Source organism: Hymenobacter sp. 102, from assembly GCF_049949205.1.
In the GTDB taxonomy this organism is placed as follows: domain Bacteria; phylum Bacteroidota; class Bacteroidia; order Cytophagales; family Hymenobacteraceae; genus Hymenobacter.
The window spans coordinates 1,120,085-1,132,509 of the sequence record NZ_CP188172.1 but is presented as its reverse complement, the minus strand read 5'-3'; the positions used below and the strand labels follow the sequence as shown (position 1 = coordinate 1,132,509).

Genomic DNA, 12,425 nt, shown 5'->3' with positions numbered 1-12,425 from the left:
AACTTGTCCGTATGGCCTTATCCATTACTACCTATTCCGTGCCGCAGCTGCGGCAGCGCCTGCACCTGCTGCTCCTGCTGGGCGCTTCGTTGGCCCTGAGCGTGGTGCTGATTGTGTTCCGGGTGTTTCTGGTGCACAAAATCACGTTTGTATTCCTGCTCTGGAATCTGTTTCTGGCCCTCATTCCGTTTGGGTTGAGTACCATGCTGGGGCTTTCAGCCGGCCGGCTGAAGGCCCGGGTGCTGCTGCCGGTAGGCGCGGTGTGGCTGCTGTTCTTCCCCAATGCTCCCTACATTCTTACCGATTTATTTCACCTGGAGCCCCGGGCCGGCGTGCCCTACTGGTACGATTTGGCCCTGATTCTGAGCTGCGCCTGGAACGGGCTGATGCTGGGCTATGCTTCCCTCACCGACATGCAGCAGCTGGTAACCCGCCGGCTGGGTTGGGCCGCGGGCTGGGGCTTCGCCACGGTGGCCTTGTTGCTCAGCAGCTTTGGGGTGTACCTGGGCCGCTACCTGCGCTTCAACAGCTGGGACATCCTCACCAACCCCGCCAGCCTGTTCTACGATATCGTCAGCCGCCTGCTGCACCCGGCCAGCCACCGGGGCACCTGGGGCGTTACCATTCTGTACGGGGTGTTTTTGCTGCTGGGCTACGCCACCGTGCGCCTGCTGGGCCGGATGGAGGAAAGCGTGGAAGAATAATCAGGCAGCATTCCAACGCAACAACTACCAGGGCTGCTGACCCATACCACCTGCGCTGCCGGCAAAACCATCAGCCGCAATTGGCCGAATAAGGAGCCACCTGGTACCTTGCCGCCGCTATGCTCCACCTCACCCCTGATCAGAACCAGCCGGCCATGAACTGGCCCCGCCTGCTTAGCCGCCGCCGCTACCCCGAGCAGCCCCAACTGCACGTCGTAACGGATGCGCCGCCCGTGCGCGGGGCGTTTGTGCAGGATTACGACCGGGTAGTGTTCAGCTCCTCCTTTCGGCGGCTGCAGCGCAAAACCCAGATTATGCCGCTGCCCGAAACTGATTTCGTGCACACCCGCCTCACGCACTCCCTGGAAACGGCCTGCGTGGGCCGCTCCCTGGGCCGGCTGGGCGGGCGGTTGTTGCTGGAGGAATCCGAATCCCTGGCCAAAGAGCTGCCCCACCTCGACGCCGACTTTGGCGACATTGTGGCCGCCGCCTGCCTGGCCCACGATATTGGTAATCCGCCCTTCGGGCACGCCGGCGAGGACGCCATTTCGGCCTACTTCCGCTCGGGGGCGGCCGAGCCGTTTGTGCGCATGCTTACTGCCGGCCAGCGCGCCGACCTGCAGCAGTTTGAGGGCAATGCGGCCGGATTCCGGCTGCTCACGCACACCTACGCGGCCCAGAGCAGCGGCTCAGCCGGCCTGGGTCTGACGTACGCCACGCTGGGGGCATTCACCAAATACCCGCGGCCCTCAACAACCACGGATACCGACCGCGGCACTGGTATCAGCGAAAAGAAATACGGCTATTTTCAAACCGAAGCTCCGCGCTTTCAGGAAGTGGCCCGGGAGCTGGGGCTGCTGCCCAAAGCAGAAGATCAGGCGGAAAACGGGGCGTACTACCGGCACCCGCTGGCGTTTCTGGTAGAAGCTGCCGACGACCTGTGCTACCGCATCATTGATTTTGAAGACGGCCTGAAGCTGGGGCTGATTCCGTGCCGGGAAGGGCTAGCGCTGCTCCGGGCGCTGCTCAGCGACGCTCCCGGCCGCCAGGCCTCGGTGGAGTGGCGCGACTGGCGGGAGGAGCTGGGCTACCTGCGGGCCCGCCTCATTAACCGGCTGGTGCAGCAAACCGCCCGCCTGTTTGCCGACCGGGCCGCCGGGCTGTTGCGGGGGCGCCACGACGAGCCCCTGGTGCAGCAGTTGGAGAGCTGGCCGCAGCTGGCTGAGATGAACCGCCTCACAACCGAACATCTGTACCACAGCCGCCCGGTACTGGAAACGGAAGCGGCAGGCTTTGAGGTGCTGGCGGGCCTGCTGGATGCGTTTCTGCCGGCCACCTTCGACCCCCAACGCAGCGCCCGCTCGCGCAAGCTGCTGCAGCTGCTGCCCGCCCAGTTTCGGGCTACGGGGCCCCAGCAGCAATCCACGGCCTACGAGCAAATCATCCTGCTAACCGATTACATCGGCGGCCTTACTGATCAGAATGCGCTGGATCTGTTCCGCACGGTGCGCGGGATTGGGCTGCCCGTCAGCCGGTAGCCGCCGCGGCCTATTGCAGCATAAACGAGGAGGTGTCGGCCAGCTGGCGGCGCAGTTGCAGCTGGTATTCCCGCAACAGGCGGGCCTGCTGCTCCTGCTGTTCTTTTTTCCTGAAGAGGTGTACCTTATAGCGGGTGCCGGGCGCACGGGTCAGGTTTACGAAGACCAGCCCCTTGCTGGCCCGGCGCGTGGCCTCCCCACTGCGGATGCGGGCAATACGCTTTCGGTTATTGCCCAGCAAGGCCTGCAAGGGGCTGAAGCCCACGTACAGATTGGCCCGGCCATTAAGGTAATATTCGCCCGTAACCTGCATATCGGTCAGGTTACTGCTCAGGTTCAGGCTCGGAATCAGCAGCCGGCCCCGGTCCAGGATAAACCGGGGTTGCACCGGCTCAAAAACCAGGTGCCCCGTGCGGCGGGGGCTGAACAGCCGCAGGACCTGCATCAGGGCGTCAACTTCCAGCAACTCCAACTGCTGAATATCCGTGCGCAGAATAGCGTGGGTGCTATTTAGTTCCGGCAGAAAGGTGGTGCCCAGAGAAGTGCGCAGCTCTACCTCCGCCTGCATGGTACCCCGGATATTTTCCGGGCCCAGTACATCAAATCCCACCTGCTGGGCCAACGCGAATACCTCCGGTAGCTGCACCTGCTGCACCTGCACCTGGGCGTGCAGCGGGTGGTTGGTGGTACCCGAATCGGTATGAAGCACGCCCCGCAGCTGCACGTGCCCCCCAAACGCGCTCAGGGAGCAGTCTTCCACCAGGGCCCGCCCGGCAGCTAACTTACTCCGCAAACGGAAATCGTGTCCACGCAGGGCTCCGTACTGTACGCGCTCAGCCGTTACGCGCACCTGTCCGGTGATGGTGCCATCAAGAAAGGGCGAGGCCTGCCTGGTTTCCCGTCGGGTTGGTCTGATGCTGCCGGTCTGGCCGTTTTCGGGCGGGGGCAGGGTGCTGATGGCTGCCAGTAGCTGTAGCAGGCTTTGCACGTTCAGGTTCTGGTACTGCAAATCGAGCTGGCCGGTGGCGCGCTGTAGCCGGGCATTGCGGAGCTGGGCCTCGGCACTGATGCGGCCCCGCCCGCCCATACCCGTCCGGAAGGTAAAGGCCGGAATCTGAAAGTGCGTGGCGTTTTTGCGCAGCTGCAGCCGCAGCTGGGTCAGCTCGTCGTGGGCTGGCAGCACCAGCCGGTCAATGGTGATGGTAGCGTCGCCGTTGGCAGCCAGCAGCACGTCGCGCAGGGTTGGGTCGGGGCGGCGGCGCGACGTGGGGCGAGCCCCGGGCCGCATGAGGCGCCGTAGCAGCAGCTGGTAGCTAAGCACCGGAAAGTGGGCCGACAACCGGGCCGCCACGGGCTGCAGGTTCAGCGTATCGGTGGGCCAGCTGACTACCCCCCGGAGCTGCCCGCCCCACATACGGGCCTGCAAATCGCGCAGCTGCACTTTGCGGCCGTTGTGCAGCACGGTGGCGGCCAGATTGCGGAGGGTATCGGTGGCAATGACCAGCCGGCCGCAGCGCAGGTGCACGTTCAGGCGCAGGCCCGGGGGCAGCACGTTCAGGGCTTTGCTGGCCAGTAGCTGGTTGCGGGAGTAGCCGGGGCGGCGCAGCCGGCCGGGCTTGCGGCGGGCCCCACCGCCACTGGTGCCGGGAGCCGCCAGCAGACGGCGCAGCTCGGGCAGGCGCAGCTCATCCACCGCAAAGGTTCCTTCTACGGTTGTGGTTTGGCGTTGCCCGCTGAAGTAGGCCAGCAGGTTGCGGGTGCGGGCGTTGGCCTGCACCCGCATACCATTCAGCCGGCCGCTCATATCCTCCAGCCGCCACACGCTGTCCTGCAACCGCACCAGCACGTTCAGGCCCGCCATGTGGGCCCGCCGGCTCGGAATATCAAAGGCAGTGTGCTCCAGCCGCACAGTGCCCCGGGCCGCAATGGGCGGCAGCAGCGTATCGGCCAGCAAACTACGGCGGGTGGCCTGATCCGGAATATCGGGGAGGTTGCCGTTCAGACGCAAATCAATAGAGGCCTGCCCGCCCCGGGCGCGCCAGAGGTGAGGCAACACCACGGAGGCCACGGTTTGCAGCTCCGTTCGGCCCCGGATGCGGCCCCGCAGGTGCGGCTGGGTAAAATCCCGCACGGTAATGGCCGCGTCCAGCTGGCCCGCATCTGAGGACAGCCGGCACTGGTCGAACCGCAGATAGGTAGTGTGGGAATTATGGGCCGGGCCGTTGTCGAATACGCCGCGCGCATCCCAGCGGTTGATGCGCCGACTGGAATCAGCCCATTGCAGCTGGGCATTGCGCATGCTGAAATGCAGCACAGTCCGGGGCCGGGTGGTGGGCCCGCTCAGCCCCCGGATGGAGTAGCGGATGTGGGCGTGGCTGGGGCTGCTGGCCCCGCGCAGGTAGCGGGCCAGCCCCGGGGGCAGGGCCGTGTGCAGAATTTCCAGCAGGGGCTGGTTGCCGGCAAACCGGAGGTTGAGGTGAGTGCCGCGGGGCTCCCCGGGGCCAGCGGCGCGGTGCGTACCATCCACCAGCACGGTGTCGCCGTTGAGGGTGGCCCGGGTGCGGGCAAAAGTGCCCTCCCGCCGCCGAAAGTTGTACTGGTAGCGGATGCGGGCCACTACGGGCTCCTGTTCAAACAAATTGCCCCGGCTGCTGCGCAAATACTCCAGCTGGCCCCGCAGCCGCCCGCGCACCTGGGCCCGGCCCTGGCGGGTGCGCACCGTGAGGCGGCCCTGGTGCACGTGGGCGGCAAAGCCGCTACGGTGTAAATCGTTGCGGTCAATAACGCGCACGTTCACCAGCACCAGTGAGTCCAGGTCGAAATCGGGGGGGGCGGCGGGCTGGCGGCGGCGTGGCCCCTTGCCCCGCAGGCCCCAGTCGCGCCCCATTGAGTCAGTAAGCTGGCGGAACTCCGCGTCGTGCAGCGTCAGGTGCCGCACCTTGAATTCGCCCTTCCAGATCTGGCGCAGCTCCAAGCGGATATCGGCCCGGCCGATTTTCAGTACCGGTACGCTACGCTGGTACGAGGTATCGGTGAGCAGCAAGTGGTCGACGGAAGCGGTGACGTGGGGAAAATCCCGCCACAGCGAAAAATCAATCTGCACGGGCCCCAGCACCAAATCCGACTGCCGGGCCAGCCGCTCCCGCAGCAAGTGCTCCAGCTGCCGCCGGCCCCACTCCGTACCCAGCAGCCAGCCGCCCGTCACTACCACCACCAACAGCCCCAGAAGCCCAAAGGCAAGCGTACGGCGGATGGTAGAACTGTTCATGAGGAAGGGGAGAGCGGCCGGAGGTGCCCGATTCTACGCAAACGCGGCGTCTGTGGTCGGCTCGCACCTGCTGCCGCCCAACCGCGGGCGGCGGCAATCTAGCAGCCTGCGTCAAAATGGGGAATCAAGGCGCGGAAATTATTATTTAGAATTTGTTTAAATAAAGTATACTTGCAACTGATCCATCCTTCTGTACGCTCATGGCGCAGTTTTTTCACCACAACGAATTCGGCTACTGTGCGCGTTGCCCCCGCACGCAGCACCTGCACGTGTGTTTCGGTAATCTGGCCCTGGCTGCCACCGCCCAGGAGTTCGAGGAATTTCGCCGGTACGTAAACGAAACCTGGGAGCGGCACTGCCTCATCACCCACGACCCCGAGGCCCGCAACATTGCCCTGCGTACTCCGGCTCCACGGCTGGCCCTTGTGTTCTCTCTCATAGAGCTCACCCAGCTGCGCGATATTCTCGAAAACACGGCCCTGCTACTGGAAGTGGAGTTGCTGCTGCGGTAGGCAGGCAAGTGCCCTGTCTGCCGCAGCAGGCCCGGAATGGTGAGCCTTGGGATAAAAAAAGGCCCCGCCGCGGCAGAGTCGCCCGCGTACCACCTTCCGGGAGCCAGGCCGCCAACCTAATGTGTTACCACGATACGTACGGCCGGGGCGGCGGGACGGCCTTGCTTGTCTAGGGCCCGCAGGTAGTAGATACCTGCCGGGAGTGCCGCCGTGGTGAGGGTGCTGAGAGCCAGTAGCGGCAACTGCCGCAGTGGCCGGCCGCGGGCGTCAAGCAGCTCCAGCACGGTAGCAGCGGGCAGCAATCCAGTTGCCACCACGCGCACCTCCGCATCGGCGGGTACGGGTGCGGGCTGCAGCATGAGGGGTGCCGTTACCGGCCCTAGCGCCACTACCCCCGAGTAGGCTACGGTGCCGTCAGTATCCTGCTGCTGCAGGCGATAATACACGGTTTCAGCGGGGGCTGAGGTATCGGTGAAGATATAGCTGGCCGGGCCGTTGCCGTTGCCGTTGCCGTTGGCGGGAACCTGGCCGATGGTGGTAAAGCCAGGGCTGGCGGCCGTGCTGCGCTGCACCGCAAAACCTTGGTTATTGACCTCGGCTGCCGTTTGCCAACGCAGGGCTACTCCCGCCGGCCCGCGCCGGCCCCCAAACTGCACCAGCGTAACGGGCAAGGGCCGGGCCGTCGTCTGCACGCTCACGTCAGACGCGTCCCGCAGGCGGATGCTCAGTTGATGGGTACGGGCGTTGTAGGTGTAGCCATCCAGGGCCGAGCCCTGCACCTGGGCGGGCATTTGCGCCATGGGCACTACCAGCGTAGTGGCCCGGCTCACGTAGCCGGCGTAGCGTCCGTCGCCCAGTACCTGCCAACTCGCCGTGGCCCGTCTGGTGGTGTGCAGCAGCGTATCGGGGCCATAGCGGAGCAGGGTACCCTGGTCCAGCAACGTCTGCGTCGCCTGTCCCGCCGAGTCAATGGCCAGAAAAGTAAGCAGACCATCGGCCGTTAGTGGCTTGGGCAGGGTCGTGAGCGTGGATTGCACCGTATCGGCCTGGGTAAAAGCGGCATCCTGGTAGCCGCTGCTGCTGGCACTCAGGGCGGCGGTGGCAGTGGTACTGCGAGTAACAAAGCTGGTAGCCGCCGGGGCCGCCGCCGACGGATACAATGCCGTCAGAAACTGAGTGCGAGCCACGGCTGGCGACTCCACCAGCAGAACCGTGTGGTTTTCAGTGGTATTATAGGTGAGCTCGTGCACGCTGGTAGCTTTACCGAACGTAGCCGGGCCGGGTGTGGCTACGTGAGCCAGCAGCTGCACACCATTTTTATTCCAGGTAGCCTGCTGCTGCCCAAAATTCTCCTGAAAAACGCCGGTGGCAGCGTTGCCGCCTTCCAGTCCGTAGCCGTGCAGCTGCCAGGTGTACGTGCGCGGGGTGCTGGAAGCAGCAAAATCGGCCAGCAGCACGTAGCGGTTCCGCACCAGCAGGGCTTTGCGCGTGATGGTAGCGTTGCGGTAGGCAGTGCGTACCTCCCCGAACGCCAGGCCAGGCGTGGCAAAAGCCAGCGGCAGCGTAGCCGCCGCATCATTGGCCGCCCCGCTGGTCCCGATGGTCGGCCCCGCCCCATCTACCAGCACCAGATTGTGATTGGTGGCCTGACCTACGTCGCTGCGGCGGGCATAGCTCAGGTAACCTGCATCCAAAGCCAGCAGCTGCCCCTGGGCCTGTAGTATAAAGCTGCTGGCATCGGCCTGGCTGTGGCCGCCGGAATTGTCCTGGGCCGGGCCGCTTTTACCGTAGAGGTGAAAATACATAGCCAGCGAATCGGCTCCCGAGCGGAAAATCAGATTGCCACTCTGCGGCAGGTGCGTAAGCGAAGCTCCCCCGGCCGCCGTCGGGACCGGCAGCGCCGCTAAGTATGCGGCCCGCATATCCACGGTAGCATCCCGCAGTTGGGCCTGCAGCGTATTCAGCTGGCTCGTGCTGAGCTTCGACAAGGCCAGCGTTGGGGTGAAGCGCGCCTGCCCAGTCAGGGCCAGCTCGGGCATGGCCATATCCACGTACGAGTCCTCCAGGGCCGGCAGACGGCCATCGGGCATGGTAATAGCTGCGGCCCACTGGTAGAGCCGGGCATAGCGGGGGTCGGAGTAGGGGTTCGGAATGGTACGGGTGGTGCCGTTGTAGGTGCAGCTGAAGCTGGCTCCCGGGGCGAAGTGACCCAATGCCCGGATGAAGGGCAGGCAGTTCAGAAAAGCATACTTGAAGTAATATGGTCCCTCGGCGTAGCCTGCCACTGCCACCGGGTCCGACTGCCGCTGGGCATCCATCCACAGTACGTTGTCGAGGTGAAACAGGGCCGTGTTGGCCCAGTTGGTTGGTTGCAGGTTGGAGTCGGAGCTGCTGGCTTCGTTGAGCACCACGGCGGCCATACCCAGGGCAGCAGCCGTCATCAGGGTGTGGTTGTTTTTGATCTGCCGGTAGAAGTACAGCCCCATAAACGGCTTGTTTGACTCGCGATACAGATTACCGGCAAACGTCTGCACCTGCTGGCGGGCCATGGTCAGGGCCGTGTCAGGCATACCAGCCCCACGCAGCAGGTCGTAGGCAATCAGGTAATCAATTAACTCCTTGGAGCGCCACTGCCATTCAGTGTAGGTAGTGCCGCTAAAGGAAGCAAAGGGCTCCACGGCTGGGTTCAGGGTTTCCAGCAGTTGCGTGACCTGCTGCATCTGCGCCGCCCGGGTCGTGGCCGGCAGCGGACCCAGACTATCGGCCGCGGGTTGGCGGTCCAGCAGCACCACAAAGGCGGCATTCTTGGCAAACGTGGCCCGGGCCCGCCGCCCGCTGGCTGACGTATTATCAGTAGGCGGGGCAGCCTGGGTGCCTGCCCACAGGCCCCGATATAAGCCGCCCGCCGTGGGAGCCCGCAAGCTAGCGCGTACCTGAGGTAGTTGATCGGGCGTGAGCAGAGTGCGCGGATGCGTGGGGTGGGCTACAGCCGGCCACCAGGCACCCGGCTGTGCCCGGGCGGACAGGGTGGCAAGAGAACAGGCCAGCGCCAGCAGGAATACGGGTAATTTCAAAGTGTGTATTGGAATTGTGTAAATTAGAATGGCCGGCTACCAGGAGGGGTAGTTGGATAATTTTTGTTGATGCAAAAGAGTTTCCAAGATTGAAAACTTCTTTTTTAGCGTATTCAGGCCATAAAAAGACAACCCGCCCGGTTCCAAAAACCGGACGGGTTGTCTAAAATATAGACGGGTAGGTAATCCCCTGTCTGAAAAATGTTTAATAATCGGTGCGGCCTTCCTTGAGCTCCCAGGCCCGGAAGCCGGCTTGGGCCTCAGCGCGCAGTAATTCCACCATTGGGATGCGGCGGTCAGCCAAAGGCCGCTCCAACTCATGGTAAATAAATTGGTCGTCGAAACCAATAGCAGCGGCATCCTGCTTGGTGTTGCCGTAGAAAACCCGTTGGGGCCGGGCCCAGTAGATGGCACCCAGACACATAGGGCAGGGCTCACAACTGGTGTACAGGTCGCACCCATCCAGTTGAAAAGTACCCAACGTAGCGCAGGCCTTCCGAATGGCATCCACCTCGGCGTGGCAGGTAGGGTCGTGGGTGCTGGTTACCTGGTTAAAGCCTCGGGCAATGATCTTACCGTCTTTTACCACCACGGCCCCAAACGGGCCGCCATAGCCGGCCTGCATTTTTTCAATTGACAAGCGAATGGCTTCGCGCATGAATTCTGGGTTGGGAGCATCCATCGGGAGAATTGTAAAAACAGGGAAAGAAAATTCCGGGAAGTTCGGGAACCCCGCAAAATACGTGATTTGGCGCGTGTGGCGGGCAAACGCCGGTGACGAAGCAAGTCCTGCAGGCAATTTTTGCAGCTCCATGCAACCTTTCATCCTCCTCCACGACTCTATATTGTGTAGACACTATAGAGGCATTCTCTCAGTTGTTTACACCACTACGAGTCTAATTCTGGCCCGATAGTTGGTGTACATGAATCTGAAAGAATAGTTTTTTAGGTGTTTTGGTTGTGGAAGAGGGAGCGGCTGTTGGTCGCTCTTTCTTTTTGCCCATTTATGAGCAATAGAGGCTGTTTTTGGGGTGTAGTGGGTGTTGGTGATAGGGTGGTTGTATACCATAATGAAGGGTTTCGGTATACAAATGAGGTGATTTCTGTATACAAGAACTCTGGTAGCTGTATACAATGGTGGTGAAGTGGGTGGTTTCTGTATACAGGTTAAGAATTGCAGTGGTAGCAATGCCAAAATTCTGTACATCTTATTGATTGTACATTGCCATGTTAAAATTGGATCATTAGAAACCTAACTAGAATCAACGTTCTCAGAGTGGTCAAGGTGATTGTGTGGGCTGATAGCTTGCGTTCGCTGGTGAGCCTGTATGAGGCGAATTGAACCAACATAGGAGGCTAGGGTAGGTGCTGGTGTACCTCTGGTAGTAGCTGGTCGCTGGTCGGCTTGGTTCGCTTGTGTGACCATATTCGCTTGTGTGACCATATAGACAACGTATAGACCAAATTGAAAAGTGAGTTTCGCATGTCAAACAAGTGCTACAGAAGGTACAAGCTTCGGAAATTCGGATGTGATTGCTCAGAATGCAATTAATGCTGAATTGAAAACTGATATCAGACGCTGAGAGCGGGCATATCCTACTTCAATCGTAAAACCGCCGATGGTGAGGGTAGTGCTATGGCTGTTTCCGGCATTGTGGAGCCACCAGCCGAACCGGAAATCAGGTATGCCCATTAGCATGTACAAGTGCGTCAGGTTTTTCTGCATGTTCTCTGAGGATGGAACGCTTATGGACTCTTACTTAGATGAAGGCTAGTTACTTTACGTTTGCAATGTTGCCAATGACTAACCAATCACCGCCAAAACAAGTGACTTATGGAACCGTGTACTAAACTGCATTTCTCAAATTCAAGTAATGAAGAATTTCAAAAAATTATCACTGAGATACGTTCTGCTAATCTGTGGAATTTCAATACTGAACAATTGGTGAAAGAGTTTTTGGGTAAGGCTCTTTGTCAAGACTTCTTTAGTGAGTCCTTTACTATAATGCGTGACGCTTATATTGAAACATCATTTGAAGAGGATAAAAACGAAGTGCCAAATGTATTAGGTCCATTCTGTGAATATATATTAAAGATATATTATGGTTTCACACGAGAGCCGAAATCTGCCTTGTTAGATTACTATGATAGGGCTTCGATGCACCTGAATGAGATCGATACGAGGATTAACAATATAGAAGATTCAATGAAAAGGATTTCGCTTGATAATATTCCTGCTATAAGACAAAAGGAGTTGCCAGTACTGGACTATTATCTAAGGCATAATAAGAGGGCTCGTGAAGAGGTGCTTGCTTTTATCAAGGAAGAGGTACGTACGTTTACGATAGGTAAATGTGTGCAAGGGTTTGAGTTTTATAATGCATATCCATATCATTATGACTATGCGTCAACGAGCTACGAAGTCAAACACCCTACGATGATATCTAATAAATTCGGTGATGTTGACAGCGCTATAGGTCGGACTTTGCCAGAGATGTATAAAAATAGAAAAGGAGAGTTTGATCAATTTCTTGAAACGTATCTTGACAGAAACGATATCGTTAACTCTATTAGAAATGCTTGTGATGTTAATTATGTTTTTAGTAAAAGAGTCAGACTAGTCGAAGAAGCACTGTTAGCGTATGAGAGTGGGAATAACTTAGCATTTTCAAGTATGTGCTTTGTGATAGTTGAAGGTGTGTTTCACGATCTTTGCATATTGTTAGGTGAAAGTGAAAACGATATTCTTGGTAAAGGTTTTCAAGAAAAGGTGAACTTGTTATATGAAAAGCACGAACTGTATTTTCACTATGAGTATTATTCCTTTGTTTTCAGGATCCTGAGAAATAAAGTAGCACATGGTGTAGCAGAAGCAACGGAACTAAACGAAGTTGCTGATTTCTTGCTGCTGGATTTATATGATGTAATTGAGTTAAGTAAGTCTAAGCGTATACCAATGAATCAAAAGCATTATATGCTTTATTCAGTTTTAAGTACACCAAAATTCAAGAACTATGAGTATGTAGTTGGTGCTGTTATTCTGAAGGATATTGAAATGCCTGATTTCTTTGATACATCGGATGCTGATGCATTAATTGTTTCAGCTATTCAAGAAGAGGAATTTTGGGTGTACTTGGATGGTTTGTTTACATCAAGGTTTGATTATGATAAGGGTATAGCAATGGAGGTTTTAAAGAGATTGAAAAGATTTGAGTTGCCAGTAGTTAATGAAAAGTGTAAAGAAATGTTTAGGAATTATCATGATGTTAAGATAAAGTTCGATAAGGAGCAATATATAAAAGGTGTGTTTCAGTACACGTACTATTAAT

At 58.6% G+C, this 12,425-nt stretch carries 7 protein-coding genes; 4 read left to right on the top strand and 3 right to left on the bottom strand.

Annotated features, from left to right (window positions below):
• The first annotated feature begins 11 nt into the window (after nt 1-11).
• Both ACN19L_RS04935 and dgt read left to right on the top strand, forming a co-directional pair.
• A complete protein-coding gene (locus ACN19L_RS04935) occupies nt 12-704 on the top strand; it encodes a DUF1361 domain-containing protein (RefSeq protein ID WP_426492421.1) in 693 nt (230 codons plus the stop codon).
• Nucleotides 705-823: 119 nt separating this feature from the next.
• The gene (dgt, locus tag ACN19L_RS04930) at nt 824-2,242 is read left to right on the top strand and encodes a dGTP triphosphohydrolase (RefSeq protein WP_426492420.1); all 1,419 of its coding nucleotides are present in this window, start codon (nt 824-826) and stop codon (nt 2,240-2,242) included.
• Nucleotides 2,243-2,252: 10 nt separating this feature from the next.
• Here dgt and ACN19L_RS04925 read toward each other — a convergent pair whose 3' ends face one another.
• Nucleotides 2,253-5,510, bottom strand: coding sequence for an AsmA-like C-terminal region-containing protein (locus tag ACN19L_RS04925; RefSeq protein ID WP_426492419.1), 3,258 nt, complete (start codon nt 5,508-5,510; stop codon nt 2,253-2,255).
• 200 nt (nt 5,511-5,710) lie between these two features.
• Here ACN19L_RS04925 and ACN19L_RS04920 point away from each other — a divergent pair, with 200 nt between their 5' ends.
• Entirely contained in the window at nt 5,711-6,022 is a 312-nt protein-coding gene (locus ACN19L_RS04920; RefSeq protein ID WP_426492418.1) for a DUF6686 family protein, read from the top strand.
• A gap of 116 nt (nt 6,023-6,138) precedes the next feature.
• Here the strand turns inward: ACN19L_RS04920 and ACN19L_RS04915 are convergent, their stop codons facing one another.
• Together ACN19L_RS04915 and ACN19L_RS04910 are read right to left on the bottom strand one after the other, a co-directional pair.
• Complete coding sequence (locus ACN19L_RS04915; protein ID WP_426492417.1) at nt 6,139-9,096, bottom strand: heparinase II/III domain-containing protein; 2,958 nt, start codon at nt 9,094-9,096, stop codon at nt 6,139-6,141.
• 205 nt (nt 9,097-9,301) lie between these two features.
• On the bottom strand, nt 9,302-9,778 hold the full coding sequence (locus ACN19L_RS04910; RefSeq protein WP_426492416.1) for a nucleoside deaminase: 477 nt from the start codon (nt 9,776-9,778) through the stop codon (nt 9,302-9,304).
• A gap of 1,263 nt (nt 9,779-11,041) precedes the next feature.
• Between ACN19L_RS04910 and ACN19L_RS04905 the strand changes: the two genes are divergently transcribed.
• Complete coding sequence (locus ACN19L_RS04905) at nt 11,042-12,424, top strand: hypothetical protein (protein ID WP_426492415.1); 1,383 nt, start codon at nt 11,042-11,044, stop codon at nt 12,422-12,424.
• The last annotated feature ends 1 nt before the right edge of the window (nt 12,425 follow it).

What these genes read in the sequence shown, in the direction of transcription:
- ACN19L_RS04925 (WP_426492419.1), bottom strand. Translation starts at nt 5,510, where the DNA reads ATGAACAGTTCTACCATCCGCCGTACGCTTGCCTTTGGGCTTCTGGGG.
- ACN19L_RS04910 (WP_426492416.1), bottom strand. Translation starts at nt 9,778, where the DNA reads ATGGATGCTCCCAACCCAGAATTCATGCGCGAAGCCATTCGCTTGTCA.
- ACN19L_RS04935 (WP_426492421.1), top strand. Translation starts at nt 12, where the DNA reads ATGGCCTTATCCATTACTACCTATTCCGTGCCGCAGCTGCGGCAGCGC.
- ACN19L_RS04920 (WP_426492418.1), top strand. Translation starts at nt 5,711, where the DNA reads ATGGCGCAGTTTTTTCACCACAACGAATTCGGCTACTGTGCGCGTTGC.
- dgt (WP_426492420.1), top strand. Translation starts at nt 824, where the DNA reads ATGCTCCACCTCACCCCTGATCAGAACCAGCCGGCCATGAACTGGCCC.